This window comes from [Borrelia] finlandensis (genome assembly GCF_000181875.2).
In the GTDB taxonomy this organism is placed as follows: Bacteria; Spirochaetota; Spirochaetia; order Borreliales; family Borreliaceae; genus Borreliella; species Borreliella finlandensis.
On the sequence record NZ_ABJZ02000001.1, the window covers coordinates 41,849 to 57,073 of the forward strand.

Below are 15,225 nucleotides of genomic sequence, written 5' to 3' on the forward strand. Positions count from 1 at the left end.
TGTTATATTGAAAAGCATGACAGGATTTTTTTATTTGGAAAAGATAATTGGTAACTATGCGTTTAGTGTTAATTTGAAATCTTATAATGGAAAGTTTTTAGAATTTAAATTTAGGTTACCAGAAATTTTTTCTGGCTATGATCTTGATATAAGAAATTTGATTTCAAAATATATTAGCAGAGGCAATGTTTTTTTAAATGTAGGATATAAGGAATTGGTTCCTCGTGTGAATTTTGCGATTAATCCCAATTATATTGAGGCTATTTCTAGACTTAGAGATTCTTTGGCACATACCAATCTTAATATTAAAAACGAACTAAGTTTGGGCGATTTTTTATCATTAAAAGGAGCTTTGATAATTGATGAGGATAGTGAGCATCAAGAAGAGATTTATGGGTTGTTTAAAGGTGTTCTAGAAGAAGCCTTATTGCATTACAATAATGGAAGAAGTTTTGAAGGAGAAAATACCAAGTCGGACATAGTGTCAACTCTTGTGTTAATAGAGCGGGACCTTAAAATTGTTAAAGATGCTTGCAGTGATATAAATGTCAAATTATTTACAAGCATTAAAGAAAATATTTCTAAATTAATGGATGAATTTAGAGATTTAAATATTGCAGAAGAGGCAGCTAAAATGGCAATTCGTCTGGATATTAATGAAGAGATCATGCGCTTAGATTCTCATATAGAAACTTTTTATAAAAATCTTGAATATGAGATATGTGGCAAAGTTCTTGAATTTATTTCTCAAGAAATGCACAGAGAAATAACAACCATGAGTAATAAGGCGGTTGATCTTGATATTAAGAATTTGATTTTGAATATGAAGTTAAATTTAGAAAAAATAAAAGAGCAAATAAGGAATGTTGAATGAAAATAGCACTTTCTGGTAAGAGTGGTTGTGGCAATACTACTGTAAGCGGGATGATTGCCAAACATTACGGTCTTGAGTTTATTAATTATACTTTTCATGATATTGCAAGAGAGCATAATATTCCTTTTTCAGAGTTTTATGAAAAAGAGATAATAGGGAGAAATGATTATTATTGGGATAAATACCTTGATAATAGATTGTCTGTGCTTTCTAGAAAAAATAATACAGTGCTTGCATCTCGTCTTGCTATTTGGATTTCTAAGAGTGCTGATTTAAAAATATATCTTTATGCTAAAATGGAAGTTAGAGCCGAGAGAATAATGACTAGAGAGGGGGGCATGTATTCTGACGTTTTAAGCAGTACTTTTGTTAGAGATGAAAATGATAAAAAAAGATATTTAGCTATTTACAATATAGATATTGATGATTATTCTTCAGAGACCGATTTGGTAATTGATGTTACAAATATTAATCCAAATGAAGTTTTTGAATTAATTAGAGATGAAATTGATAAAAGAAACTTGAAAAAAATTAGCTAAACTTATTTAATATGTTTAGTTTATAAGGAGATTAAATGACTAAAATGCCTTTAAAAAAAATACAAGATTTTGATGGAAATTTTTATGAACTTGTTGTTGCAACTATAATGCGCACAGAGCAAATTATAGACAATATTTCTTTAGCAGAACACGCTATTTTTGATGATAAAATATTAGGACAAGCTTTTAATGACGTTTTGACTGGTAAATTTAGCTATTCAATTGAAGGAAGATAGAGTAGTTTTTATTTTTGGCCCTACAGCTGTGGGCAAAAGCAATATTTTATTTCATTTTCCAAAAAATAAAGCAGAAATTATTAATGTTGACTCCATTCAAGTGTATAAAGAGTTTAATATAGCGTCTTCAAAGCCAAGTAAAAATTTAATGAAACATATAAAGCATCATTTAGTAGATTTTTTAGATCCCGAAAAGGAGTATACTATTGGAATTTTTTACGAACAAGCTTTAAAAATAGTAAAAGAAATAAGACAGAAAAAAAAAATTCCTATATTTGTAGGGGGTACTGCTTTTTATTTTAAGCATTTAAAGGATGGATTTCCTTCAACACCCTTGGTTACCTCTAAAATAAGAATTTATGTGAACAATCTTTTAGAGCTTAAGGGTAAATCTTATCTTTTAAAAGAATTGAAAAATGTAGATCCCATCAGATTTAATATGTTAAATAAGAATGATATTTATCGCATTAAAAGATCGCTTGAGGTTTACTATCAAACAGGAATTCCTATTAGCCAATTTCAAAAAAAACAAAATAGTGAATTTAAAAATATTGTGATTATAGGCCTTAAGAGATCTTTTGAAGATTTGAAAACCAGAATATCAATAAGAATTAATGAAATGCTCAATAGTGGACTACTTTCCGAGATTAAAGGTTTATTTAGCAAGGGTTACAATGAAAATACTCCGGCTTTTAAAGGAATAGGCTATAATGAGTTTTTGTTATGGAAAAGTAGACCTTGCTATGGTTTAAATGATATAATAAGTTTAATAAACAAAAATTCGTTTTTATATGCAAAAAGGCAAATGACCTTTTTTGCCAAAATTTCTGATGTTTTATGGCTTCATCCAGAGGATGATTTAGATAACATTTTGAATTTAATTTTTAAGGTTGATAAGGAGATTTAGGGAGTGCCTTGCGGAAGAAAAAGAAAATTAAAAAAAATTTCTACCCATAAAAGGAAGAAAAAAAGAAGAAAAAATAGACATAAGAAAAAAAATAAGTAATTTATTACATTGATCGGACTTTTGTCCGGTTATGTGGTAAAGCTATTTAGAATGATCAATTATTAGATTGTTGACTATATTGATATCTTTGCTAAAGATGTATCTTTTAGTTCCCTTGTAATTGACTAGGATCCAATTTCCTTCAATTCCATAGCGCTCTGTTTTTTCTAGTGTTTTTTCAATTTTTATGACTTCATCTTTTCTGAGTAGAATTGCGTAATCATAGTCCAATTCGCTATTTTTCTTAGTGCTTTTACTAAGAAAAGCATAATCTTTTATTATTATGCCCATTTTATTGCTGAAGCCAAGAATGCTGCTTTTGGGTAAATCTAATTTTTGAATGAGAGGAATTTTGTTATTTTTATTGCAAGCTAAAAGAATTAAGGATATTAAATATAATGTTTTTGTATTCATAATTTCCTTGATTTTTTATATACTACTTTAGTGTGTTACTATAATAATATAGTATTTTTTAGAATTTTTAAGGATTGTTAATGAAGAAATATCTTTTTTTTATTTTATTTCTCATCTCTTCTAATAATTTAATTGTTTCTTATCCACTTTCTTTTGGTGGAGGTTTTTCTTATCAATTTACTAATTATACTGATAAAACAGGCGCTACTAAATTTGCTCCAAATTTTACCAGAGCAGATCATGGGATTAATTTGAATTTATTTTTTGATGCAAATTATGTACTTTTTGAGATGTCTTACAAAGAGGCTTTTGTTGCTACTCACAATGGGAGATATTTCTCGCTTGGGCTTTATGGAACATATCCAATGGTTTTCAAAGAGCAGGTTAGAATGCTTTTCCCATTAATTGGGTTTAAATATGCTTTTGATTTGAGCTCTAATAACTTTAATCTCTTTTTTTTAAGCATGGGGCTTGCTGCTGATCTTTTTATTCCCGATCTTGATGGTTTATATATTAGGCCGTTGTTTATGCTTTCTATTTCTCCATTTTCTAATTATAAAAATTTTTCTGGGTTAACAACCGAGATTATGCTTGGATTTAATATCGGTTGGAGATTTTTCAATTAGGAAGCTTTATTCCTAAATGAAATGGGACAGGTCTTTCCTGTCCAAAGATATTTGCAGTAAAGTTTAATTTGTAAGGAGCGTTATTTGATTTTACAACAAGAGTGCTTGAGCCCCCCCCGTCTAGATTAATAGCGTTAGTCATGCCATAGCTTAATGCAAAATCAATAGCTTCATTAAGAGAGGCTCCTTTGCTATTATTGACACCCCTTCCTTCTATTGTAACAAGAAATAAATGCTTGTTATTTTTATCAGTTCCTATTATTGTTCTTGGGTGCTTTGTTTCTTTAAAATTTTTTTTATACTTTCCGTTTTTGATTAAAACAAAAAATCCGCTAAATCCATAATCGCAGTTTTCTATTTCGTCTTCTTTGGGATTTAATATAATTTTGTTGTGCTTTATTACAATCTCCCCGTAGTTATTTATTTGTTTTGAAATCATTTTTTTATTATATATGTATAGTCCTTTTGGGAAAAACATGTTTTGTTTAATTTCGTATGGACTTGTGTTAATTGCAATGTCAACATTGTTAGAAATTAAGAAATGGCTTGTTGTTTGGCCTTTAAAGAAGTAATTATTTAGCTTTTTGTCGTAAATAGGTTTTGATATGGTAAATTTTAGATCTTTATTTTCAATTTTCACCAGAACATAATTGCTGTTTATGAAATAATCCCTAATAATTTTGTATTTGGATTTTTTAGTGATTGATTTGGACAGCATTAGTACTGATGAAATACTCAAAATCAATACTAGCAGTGTTAATATTTTTTTATTCATTTCTTTTTATTTTATAAGAATAAATGCTTTTGGGATAGTTTGTTAGTATTATGTTTTTAATTTTATTTGCTAATTTTTTATTTTTAAATTTTATAAGATTAAATATTTGATAAATTATTTTGACATCTATATTTTTTTCGTTATTTAAAATTTTTTTGATTTCTTCTTCATTAGTATTATCTTCATTTATTCTTAATTTTAGCGAAATGATTTCGTTTTTTATTTTTTGATTTTTTATCTTTTTTTGGTTTATTTTTTTTAAAAAATCATTAGCTTCTTTATATTTTTTTATTTTTAGATAATATTTTGTAATTAGCAGATAATGTTGTTCTAAGTCAAAATTTTTAATTTTATTTATTGTTTCTAATTCTTTTGACAGGTTATTGGTTAAATCATAAAGCATATGTAGCTTTATTAAATTTTCTATATTTTCTTTATTATTACTCTGTAATTCAAAAGGAAAAATTACTAAAAATAATAAAACATAAAAAAAGGATAGCCAGTTCATAATTTATTATAAACTTCATTGCTGTTAATTTTGAATAATATTTGATTATTATATTTTATATTATAACAAGGCTTTCAAAGTTTAGTTTTTAAAAAAAGTAATTTAATTTTTTGTAAACTTTATTTATTAATTTTTTTATAAAATGTAACTTTTGTATGTATTCTTTGTTTTCTATAAGGCTTTTTATGCTTTCCATAGATTCTTCTATTGCCATTATGAAATTTTGTTTGGGTTTTAGTCTAAAATTTCCAGAATAATCTGTTTCCAACGATAAAAAAAGAGCATTTTTTTTGGGGGGGGAGCTTATAAATTGCATTGTGCATTCTAAAAGATTTTTCATTTTTTCAGGTTCATTAATGTTTACATTATTTGTTTCATATTTTTTTATACAATGCCAATCTTTTCCCATGTTTTTGACTATTTCTATAGTTTCTAAAAATTTTTTGTTGTTAAAAACGGTTATATTTTTATGCATCAATTGTATTTTAATTTTTTTCAGATCTTCATTATTTTGATTGTTTAGTTCGTTTTTGAAAATCATTTCTTTTAGCGATTCTAGGTTAATTTTTATTACATAAATGTTATTTTTGTATTCCGCTTTGAAAATTTTTTTACCTATTTTGATTTCATTGATAATTTTTGTCTGCCCGGTATTTGTTATTTGTTTCTCTTTGCTAGATATGTCTTTATGTTTAAACTCTTCATTAAGGATAATATCATCAATCCATTCTTTTTTTAAGACCCCAATAGATCTTGCATACATTTTTGTAGTTTCTATAATTTCTCCTGCAACAAAATATTTCACAGAATCGGTACTAATAAGTGATCCGGGATGAATTATTACGTTTTGAGCCTTGATGGTTTTATATTTCTTTTTTGAAGTTTTAAAGCAAATATAATCCCTCATTCCTCTCATTATTGATTTTAAATATCCTTCGTTATCAAAAACACCTTTTTGTATTATTGGTATATTTAATTTGCTAATAATGTTTTCAAGCTGCATTTGTACATTTGCTATCTCTTCGAGTCCTTGTAGATCTAAATAATTTTCCTTTGTGAAAGCTTCTTTATTTGGAGCTTTTTTAAAATCTTCAAAGATATTAACAAATCCAATTAAATCTCCCATTGGATTTTTATATTTTAAGTGAGCTTGTCTGGCTTCCATTTCTTCATTTTGGGGTAGTAGAAAAATTCCACTTGTGGATAAAAATGATAGACCTATTGTGGTTTGATAGATCGCTTGTGGGTAATTTATCATTGCTTCGACTAATGCTCTTGAATGTGCTGGTATTAATGGGAATAGTATCATATATTTCCCAATTTCTGTAAGTTCGTTTTTATTGTTTATAGCATCCAGAGATTTTAATATTTTGCTTGCAGTTTGAATCGAATGTGTTGATGGTTTTGAGATAAAGTCAAAGTGGGTAAAATCTCTAATTCCAATATCTGCCATTCTTAGTACTACCTCAGATAGGTCTGTTCTATATATTTCTTCTTTTTGATAATCTTCTCTTAATTGATAATCTTCTCTTTTGTAAAGTCTGTAGCAAGTTCCTTTTGAAAGTCTTCCTGCTCGACCAGCTCTTTGAGTTGCTGATGATTTTGAAATTGGAACTTCCTGGAGCGAATAGGTATGAGTTTTTGTTTGGAATTTATTTGTTTTAACTTTTCCACTATCTATTACTATTTTAATATTTTCAATTGTGATTGAAGTTTCTGCTATATTTGTTGACACTATTATTTTTCTTTTATTTTTAGGAGTAGTCATAAATATTTGCTCTTGAGCTTCTTTGGGCATTCTGCCGTATAAAGGAAATATTATTAAATTTTTTTTTGAGTTTAATTCTTGTAATTCTTTTATAGTTTCTTTTATTTCTTTCTCTCCAGATAAAAATATAAGAATATCTCCCGCTTTTTTTTCTTTTATTACGTTTAAGACAATTTCTTTTATTTTTAATATCATTCCTTTTGATGTGTTTAAAAGAGGAGGATTGTATATTATTTGTACTGGGTAAGTGATAGTTTCAATGCTAACAACTGGTGCATTATTAAAATATTTTGAAAATATTTTTGTGTTTATTGTAGCAGACGAAACTATGATTTTAAAATCATCCCTTTTTCTTGAAATGTCTTTGATAAGACCCAATATAAAATCAATGTTTAAACTTCTTTCGTGTGCTTCGTCTATTATTATTACATCATATTCATAAAGCAGTGTATCTTTTTTTAGCTCTTGCAGAAGCACTCCGTCAGTCATTAATTTGATTTTGGTTTTTGGACTTGTAATTTCTTCAAATCTTATCTTATAGCCAACTTCTTCTCCAACATTTACGCCAATATGTTTGGCAATATATTCAGCTATTGATACTGTAGCTATTCTTCTTGGTTGAGTTACTCCAATTTTTCCTAATTTTGCAAAACCCGCTTCGTAAATTATTCTTGGTAGTTGGGTGGTTTTTCCGCTACCTGTTGGACTTTCTACAATTAAAACATTGTGGCTTTTTAGTACTTTAATTAATTCATCTTTGTATTTATAAATTGGGAGTTTGAAATCATTCATATTTATAACAAGCTGAATACATATTTCTCATCTATTTCTTCAAGATTAACGTTATCAGGTAAATCAATCTTCTTTCTTTTAATTTTAGCATAAAATTTGTCGTTTTTTTTGTAAATATATATTTTGTTGCCAATTTTGTTTTTAGAAAATGTGATTGTTTTAACGATTATACCCACTTTATTGGCTCTTTCGTTGAGTAGGTTGATGGCCTTGTCTAGTGTTATGTCATATGCTTTTAAATCTTTTTTTAGCGAGCAAGCAATACTTCCGCTTTCAGTTTTAATATAATCCCCAAAAACACCAGTTGCAGCAATGATTTGTTCATTGGTTTGGGGATGTTTGCCGATTGGTTTTGGCAGTGAGAGCAATTTTAAGGCAAGCTCTAATGTTATGTTTTCAGGGTCAATTTTTTTAGTTGATGCTTTTTTTGCTTTAATTATTTTTAATTTTTTAGGTTTTCCTTTTTTTGTATATTCTTGAGGGGCATGGGTATCTTCTCCAAGTTGAACAATGTTTCCATAAATTGTATTTTTAAAGATCACATTAAGTCCTGTTAAAGGATCAACCCCAAGTATATTGGGTTTTAGCTCTTTTTCATTTATTATTTTTTCTATTTCATCTTTTTTGTACAGATTTTCTAATGGAGTTTTTGCATTAATTGAGTAATTATGTCCTTTGAATATCAAATAAGGTCCATATTTGCCAATGTTTATTGTGTAATTAACGCTATTATTATTTTTATTTTCTATTTTTTGACTTTCAATAACGGTTCTAAATTCAGAGGAATCAATTTTAGGCTCTAGTTGCATTACTGTATCTTTTAGTCCTTTTTTGCCATTATAAAATTTACTTAGATATTTTATTTTATCTAGTTTTCCTATTGCTATTTTGTCTAATTTTTCTTCCATATTAGAGGTGAAATTTAGTTCAATTAATACTGGAAAATATTTCTCAAGAAGATTTATTACAGCAGCGCCTTTTATAGTTGGCATTAATGTGTTGTTAAGTTTGAATGCATATTCTCTTTCTAAAAGTGTTGATATAATTGTAGAATAGGTCGAGGGACGACCTATTCCTTCTTTTTCCATTTTTTGCACAAGAGACGCTTCTGTATATCTAAATGGAGCCTTTGTTTCGTGCTCGCTTGTTTTCATTTTAACTATGGAAAATGTATCTCCCTTTTTAATTAAGTCAAAATTTATGTTAAGGTGTTCATCTTGTTCTTTAGTGTGTTTAAGAAATCCATCAAAAATTATTTTTGTAAAACTTGATCTGAAAATTAAGTTTTTATATTTAAAAGTCAGTTTTATATTTTCTTTTATTGCATCTTTCATTCCAGAAATAATGGTTCTATCCCATATTATTTTGTAAATTTCTTTAGCGGTTTTGCTTTCTATTTCTATGGTTTCATTTGGAATAAATATTTCAGAAGGCCTTATTGCCTCATGTGCATTTTGAGCCATTTTTTCTTTTTCATAAATTCTATCTTTTTCCTCTATATACTCTTTTCCATATTTATTTTTTATTATTTTTGTTATTTTATCTTTTGCAATTTTAGCAATATTATGAGAGTCTGTTCTCATATAGGTAATGTATCCGTGTTCGTAAAGTTTTTGAGCGTGTTGCATGATTTGCTTTGTTCCAATTTTAAGACGCTTATTTATTTCTTGTTGAAGTGTAGAGGTGGTAAATGGCTTTGGAGGAGGTATTTTTATTTTTTTAGTTTCTATTGAAATCAATTCAATTTTTTGTCCATTATTTAATTCTTTTTCAAGTTCTATCATTAAATCTTGGGTTATTATTGTTGTTTTGGCAATATTTTTAAGCTTTCCAGTTTCATTTACAAAGTCTTTACCCTCTGCTACATTTTTGCCGTCAATTTCTTCTAATTTTGCTTCAAGCAACAAGTTTTTTTTCTCGTGTTTAAATTGAAGTAAAATTGAATAATAATTTGCCTTTTTGAAATTTATTCTAGTTTTTTCTTTCTCTATTAATAATTTTAACCCAACAGATTGTACTCGCCCAGCAGAAAGTCCATAAGCTACTTTTTTCCAAAGTAGCGGAGAGATTGTATACCCGTATAGCCTGTCTAATATTCTTCTAGCTTCCCCGGCATTGACAAGGTTCATGTCTATATTTCTAGTATTTTTTAGTGATTCAGTTATTGCGGTTTCTGTGATTTCATGAAATATCATCCGTTTGTAATTTTTGATTTTTAACACTTCTTTTAAGTGAAATGCTATAGTTTCTCCTTCTCTGTCTTGGTCGGTTGCAAGATATATTTCATTTATTGTTTTTACTAATTTTTTTAGTTTTGATACAATTGGTTTTTTATTGCTGGGAATAATGTAAATTGGATTAAATCCATTGTTATAATCTATAGAAATATTTGCCCATTCGTATTTTTTATATTCTTTGGGGATTTCTTTTGCATTGTTTGGTAGATCTACTACATGTCCAATGCATGCTTCTACTAGAAATGATTCATCGAGAAACTTCTTTATTGTTTTGGCTTTTGTTGGCGATTCAACTATTATCAATTTTTTATTTTGCATAAATTCCCTATGTTTATATATTGTATTATAATATATAAATATAATTTAAGAATTAAAAAAAGTGAGAGTATTTTGTGAGCAATTATAAAATTCTGCATACTTCAGATTGGCACATTGGAAAAAAAATTGAAAATTTTTCAATACTTAAGGAGCAGAAAAATTTTTTATATTTTCTTTTAGAATTTATTAAAAAAGAAAATATAGATCTTTTACTTGTTGCCGGGGATGTTTATGATTCCAAAAGGCCTGGGTTTGAAGAGCAAAGATTAGTGAATAATTTTTTTTATGAGCTTTCTTTTACTTCTTGTAAATGGTGTGTGGTTATTTCTGGAAATCATGATAAAAGGGATTATTTAAGTATAAATAAAAAACTTCTCTCACGGTTTAATTTTTTTTTAATAACAGAATATGATTTTGATGAGCAAATAGTTTTATTAAAAGATAATGGAAATCTTAAGTTTATTGTTGTTTGTCTCCCCCATATAAATGAAAGGCTTATTTTAGGTCAAAATTTTGACAATATTTTTGGACTAGAAGATCAGTCTTCCAGCAAGCTATTTCTTGAGAATTTAGAAAATGCCTACAGAGAAAAGATATCAAATTTATCGAATTTTTTAGAAAACAAGTATAAAGGAATTCCTAAGATATTAATGGCGCATTCTTTTTTTGGCAGCAGTAAAAAGATTGACATCTTGGGAGGTAGTTATATTATCCCTTTTAATGTTTGTGGAAATAGTTTTTCTTATGTTGCTCTTGGACATATTCATAAGTTTATGAAACTAAGAGATAATATTGTTTATTCAGGATCTCCCATGCAATATTCATTTAATGAGACCTGCGATAAATACATAAACGTTCTACATTTTAATGACAATAAATTAATCTTGCAAGAAGCATTTCAGGTGCCGATTTTCAATAAATTAATCTTTGCTAAAGGTTCTTTAAATGAAGTTCTTGATTTTTTGGCTAATGCCAAAAAAGAAGAGTCTTTCACTATTTATTTAAAAATTGAACTTAATGAGGCAGTTGATACTAGCGCTGAGGAGGCTATTTATGATTTAGCAAGGCTTAATTTTATGAATTTAGTTTCTATTTCCTATTCTTTATCCTCAAGCCAGGATTTGCAAGAAGATTCCAACTTTATTGGAGAACTTGAAGTGCTTGAAATGGATGAAAAATATTTTTTTGAGAAAAAGTTGAGATGGGATTTTGAGAACGGTGTTATTAGAGGTGTCAAATTTAAGGAAGAAGAGCTTATTTCTCTTTTTAACGAGGTTTTAACTAACGGATATTTGGGTGAATATGAGGATAAATAAGCTCATATTTAAAAATATTGCTTCTTATAAAGGCGAGCATGAGTTAAATTTCGATACACTTCTTTTAAGACAATCGGGCATTTTTTTAATTTCTGGTAATACTGGATCAGGCAAAAGCACCATTTTAGATTGCATAACTTTGGCGCTATATGCTCGTGTTTACAGACTTGGAAAAAAAATTGTAGATATTATATCAAAAGGCGAGACTAGCGCTTATGTTAAATTAACGTTTACTATTTCTGGGAAGATTTATGAATCTTTTGTTGAGCTTAATGTAAAAAATATAGAGACCCCTAAGAGTATGTTGCTTAATTGTTTTTTTGATAATAGGATTATTGAGGGTCGAACCGATGTTTTAGAGCATATTAAAAGTCTTTGTCGATTAGACTTTAACCAATTTTGTCAAACTGTAATTTTACCACAAGGCAATTTTCAAGAATTTTTAACGTCAACTCCCAAAGAGAAAGCTGCAATAATTGATAATATTTTTAATTTGAAAAAATATGATAATTTGGAATTTTATTTAAAAAGTGATTTTGAGCGCACAAGGTTTAATATAGATAAATTGTTGAATTCTGAATCTTATGAAAAATCAATTCTTGATTATGATGAGAGTGAGTATAAATCACTTAAAGGTTATTTGGATTTGGTTGATATTGATCGATTAGAAATTGATCTTGAAAATATTAGAAGAGCCATTTCTTTGTGTAATCAGGCAATAGTGTCTAATGAGAGATATTTGGGCTTGGAAATTGAAATGTCTTCTCTAAATGATCAATTATCTTCTCAGATTGAATATTTAAATTCTCTAGAGAAGGATCATTCCCTTCAAAAGAAATTAAAAGAAAGCTTAGATTTGGATCGAAAAGTTTATTTATGTTCAGATTTTTGGAGTTTGAAAAATTTAGTTGCTGTACAAGGCGAATTGTTTAATGATAGCAGATTGCTTGATTTAGAACTTTCAAAAGTGATGAATAATTTAGAAGAAATTAAAGATTTGTATAACAATGATTTTAATTTTAATTATGTTAAGGAACTTTATAATAAAAATTGCAATCTTTTTAATTTAAAACTTGTTGAGAATGATTATCAAGGCTTGCTTTTAAGGAAAAATAGTCTTGAGTATGAAAAAAAAGAATTATTAAGGTCTCAGAGCAAAAAAAATGATGAGATTAAAAGCATTTCTTCTGAGAAATCTAATTTTGATTTTGACAAATATGTTTACTATGAAGCATTGAAATTGTTTCAAACTTTTAATGATGAGTTGATTTCAAAATATAGAGATAGGCTGGAAGTTTTATTAAAATCTACTGACAAAGAAGATTTTAATAAAAATAAGGAAAAAAATATTATTAAGATTGACTTGTATAAAGAGTTGTTAAAATATCTTGATGATAAAAATTTTTCTATTAATAGTGATAAAGAAAAGCTAAAATATATTGAGGCTGAATATAAAAATTATCAGCATAAAGATAAATTATCGCTTTGCAGTTTGAAAGAGCTTTACGCTTTAAATTCAAAGCTTCATTTGATACAAAATCAAATTGATGAGCTTAAATATCAGCTATCTTGTAGACAAGAAGAAATCTCTAAACAAGAGGTTAATGCTTTGGAGTTTGAAAAGAATAATGCTGAAATTTTAAGATTGATTGGAAAAAATTTATTTGACAAATATATAAATTATTTTGACAGAGAAAAAATTTTAGCATTTGAAAATAAATTAGAAAAGCTTGAACAATTTAAGGCTAAGAAAAAAGATTTAAAAGTTGAAATTTCTTTGAAAAATAAAAATTTTGATCAAAATCTTTTAAAGATTAAGGATTTATCATTAAAACTTAATTTAAATTTAAGTTTTAATGATTATTCTTCTTTGGAAAGGGAATTTAATGTTGTTTTGGCTAAGCAGAAAAGTGTAGAAAATGAATGGAATATGCTTGTTTTAAATCTTAAAAATTTAGAAGATTTAAAAATTAAAACCGAAACACAAATTAAATTTATAAAGGAATCTGTATTGACTTTAAAAGCGAGATTAAATGAAGAGCAAAATAATTTTATTAATTTAATTTCAAATTTAAAAAATGTTTTTTTTAGTTCATTTTCTTTTGAATCAACAACTGACTTAGAACAAATCAATAAGAATAGTCTGTATTTTTTGCAAAAATTGAGTTTATCAATTAGCTCTAAGCTTGAATTTTTATCCAGAGATATTGAAAAGTATAAAATCAAGCTTTTAAATTTTCAAACTCTTCAAAAAAAGATTAATCAACAAAAAATTAATTTAGACTCGCTAAGGGGTGAATTAAATCTTGCTAAAGAAAGGAAAGATAAGCTAGATGTGTTAAGAAAGGTGGTTATTAGATCTTCTGGATTGAAATATTATGTTCAAACTTTTTTAATTAATGATATTTTAAGACTGGCAAATGAAAAGTATTTAAGGTGGATTTTCCCTGATTTTGAGCTCAAAACGAACAAAGAGAGCAAAGAGTTTGATTTTTTAATTGAAGACAAAAAAGATGTTAATAAAATAAGAACGGTAAAAACTTTGTCTGGGGGTGAGAAATTTCTTGTGTCTTTAGCTTTGTCCTTAGCTTTATCTGATAAAATAAGGGATAGTGAGTTAAAAATAGAAGCTTTTTTCCTAGATGAAGGTTTTAGTAATCTTGATGAAGATACTTTGGCTCAAGTTATGCCTAAGCTTTCTAAGTTTCAAATGATGACTGGACGACAAATTGGCATAATTTCTCATGTTTCTTATTTGAAGGAGATGATTAAAGCGCAAATAGTTATAAACAAGATTTCTAAAATTTCTTATATTGCTATGGAAAATTTATGATCATTTATGTACAATTAGGCCTTGAGGATAAATATGAAACATTATTTAGCGATTGATATTGGCGGGACTAGTACCAAATATTCGCTTTCAGATTCAAGCGGTGTTTTTTTTGATAAAAATGAAATAAGCACAGGTGCTACTTCTGACGAACAAGTAAATATTTTAGTTAATATTATTAATTCTTACAAAGAATCAAGTGATATTGCGGGAGTTGCAATTTGTATTCCTGGGTTTGTTGATCTTAAGGGAAATGTTCTTAGGGTAAATGCTATTTCTGGATTTGTTAATTATCCTTTAAAAGAGCGATTAGAATCTTTAACCGGAGTAAGTACAGAGATTGAAAATGATGCTAATTGTGTGGCCTTAGCAGAAAAATTTAAGGGTAATGCTATTGACTCTAATAATTTTATTGCTATAACTCTTGGCACAGGAATTGGTGCTGGAATTTTTGCAAATGGCAAGCTTTTAAGAGGAAATTCTTTTATGTCCGGAGAGGTTGGATTTATGATTACTAGAGGTATTAGCAACAATATTCCCTTTAATTGCAGATGGGAATCCATTGCGTCTGTTTCGGCTTTAAGAAAAAGAGTTGCCATGCGATTAGGAAAACCTTTAAAAGAGGTTTCAGGAGAATTTGTTTTTGATCTAGCTGAGAATGGGAATATTCATGCAAAAAATGAAGTTGATAGATTTTTTGAGAATTTGTCATTTGGTATTTTTAATTTAACTTTTATTTTGAATCCTGAAAAAATTTTGATCGGAGGAGGAATAAGCGCAAGACCCGATTTAATAGATAGAATATATGAAAAATTAGAAAATTTATGGTCTTTAGAAATGGCTTTTGATGATAATAATAATATAAAAAATCTTGTAGCACTTGAGCCTACTAAATTTAATAATGAATCTGGTAAAATTGGAGCTTTGTATCATTATTTTACTTGCAAAAATCAAAATAATACCTCATTTTAGTGGAGTGACAGAAA

13 protein-coding genes are annotated in these 15,225 nt (G+C 27.6%); 8 read left to right on the plus strand and 5 right to left on the minus strand.

Features of this window, described 5'->3' with window-relative positions:
- Positions 1-7 precede the first annotated feature (7 nt).
- The 4 genes from BSV1_RS00160 to miaA are packed head-to-tail and all read left to right on the plus strand — an operon-like array spanning position 8 to position 2,556.
- A complete protein-coding gene (locus BSV1_RS00160; protein WP_008882123.1) occupies positions 8-874 on the plus strand; it encodes a YicC/YloC family endoribonuclease in 867 nt (288 codons plus the stop codon).
- The gene (cmk, locus tag BSV1_RS00165) at positions 871-1,413 is read left to right on the plus strand and encodes a (d)CMP kinase (protein WP_008882114.1); all 543 of its coding nucleotides are present in this window, start codon (positions 871-873) and stop codon (positions 1,411-1,413) included. The genes BSV1_RS00160 and cmk overlap by 4 nt, the downstream gene beginning before the upstream one ends.
- Positions 1,414-1,448: 35 nt before the next feature.
- Complete coding sequence (locus BSV1_RS00170) at positions 1,449-1,649, plus strand: DNA-directed RNA polymerase subunit omega (protein WP_008882122.1); 201 nt, start codon at positions 1,449-1,451, stop codon at positions 1,647-1,649.
- Complete coding sequence (gene miaA / locus BSV1_RS00175; RefSeq protein WP_008882120.1) at positions 1,636-2,556, plus strand: tRNA (adenosine(37)-N6)-dimethylallyltransferase MiaA; 921 nt, start codon at positions 1,636-1,638, stop codon at positions 2,554-2,556. Before BSV1_RS00170 ends, miaA begins: the two co-directional genes overlap by 14 nt.
- Before the next feature lie 141 nt (positions 2,557-2,697).
- On the opposite strand, the gene BSV1_RS00180 is transcribed toward miaA, so the two are convergent.
- A complete protein-coding gene (locus BSV1_RS00180; protein ID WP_008882133.1) occupies positions 2,698-3,069 on the minus strand; it encodes a hypothetical protein in 372 nt (123 codons plus the stop codon).
- A gap of 80 nt (positions 3,070-3,149) precedes the next feature.
- Here BSV1_RS00180 and BSV1_RS00185 point away from each other — a divergent pair, with 80 nt between their 5' ends.
- The gene (locus BSV1_RS00185) at positions 3,150-3,695 is read left to right on the plus strand and encodes a hypothetical protein (RefSeq protein ID WP_002663899.1); all 546 of its coding nucleotides are present in this window, start codon (positions 3,150-3,152) and stop codon (positions 3,693-3,695) included.
- Here the strand turns inward: BSV1_RS00185 and BSV1_RS00190 are convergent.
- The 4 genes from BSV1_RS00190 to topA form a co-directional block, all read right to left on the minus strand.
- Positions 3,688-4,470: a phosphodiester glycosidase family protein gene (locus tag BSV1_RS00190; RefSeq protein WP_039949344.1), complete on the minus strand. Its 783-nt coding sequence runs from the start codon at positions 4,468-4,470 to the stop codon at positions 3,688-3,690. The genes BSV1_RS00185 and BSV1_RS00190 overlap by 8 nt on opposite strands.
- The gene (locus tag BSV1_RS00195) at positions 4,463-4,978 is read right to left on the minus strand and encodes a hypothetical protein (RefSeq protein ID WP_008882121.1); all 516 of its coding nucleotides are present in this window, start codon (positions 4,976-4,978) and stop codon (positions 4,463-4,465) included. The genes BSV1_RS00190 and BSV1_RS00195 overlap by 8 nt, the downstream gene beginning before the upstream one ends.
- Positions 4,979-5,066: 88 nt before the next feature.
- A complete protein-coding gene (locus BSV1_RS00200; protein WP_008882150.1) occupies positions 5,067-7,538 on the minus strand; it encodes an ATP-dependent RNA helicase in 2,472 nt (823 codons plus the stop codon).
- Positions 7,539-7,540: 2 nt separating this feature from the next.
- Positions 7,541-10,093, minus strand: coding sequence for a type I DNA topoisomerase (gene topA, locus BSV1_RS00205; RefSeq protein ID WP_008882108.1), 2,553 nt, complete (start codon positions 10,091-10,093; stop codon positions 7,541-7,543).
- Positions 10,094-10,167: 74 nt separating this feature from the next.
- Here topA and BSV1_RS00210 point away from each other — a divergent pair, with 74 nt between their 5' ends.
- From BSV1_RS00210 to BSV1_RS00220, 3 genes are read left to right on the plus strand one after another with little or no spacing between them, the layout of a single operon-like run.
- Entirely contained in the window at positions 10,168-11,409 is a 1,242-nt protein-coding gene (locus tag BSV1_RS00210) for an exonuclease SbcCD subunit D (protein ID WP_008882135.1), read from the plus strand.
- On the plus strand, positions 11,396-14,242 hold the full coding sequence (locus tag BSV1_RS00215) for an AAA family ATPase (protein ID WP_008882112.1): 2,847 nt from the start codon (positions 11,396-11,398) through the stop codon (positions 14,240-14,242). Before BSV1_RS00210 ends, BSV1_RS00215 begins: the two co-directional genes overlap by 14 nt.
- Before the next feature lie 33 nt (positions 14,243-14,275).
- Complete coding sequence (locus tag BSV1_RS00220; protein WP_008882113.1) at positions 14,276-15,211, plus strand: ROK family protein; 936 nt, start codon at positions 14,276-14,278, stop codon at positions 15,209-15,211.
- Positions 15,212-15,225: the final 14 nt, after the last annotated feature.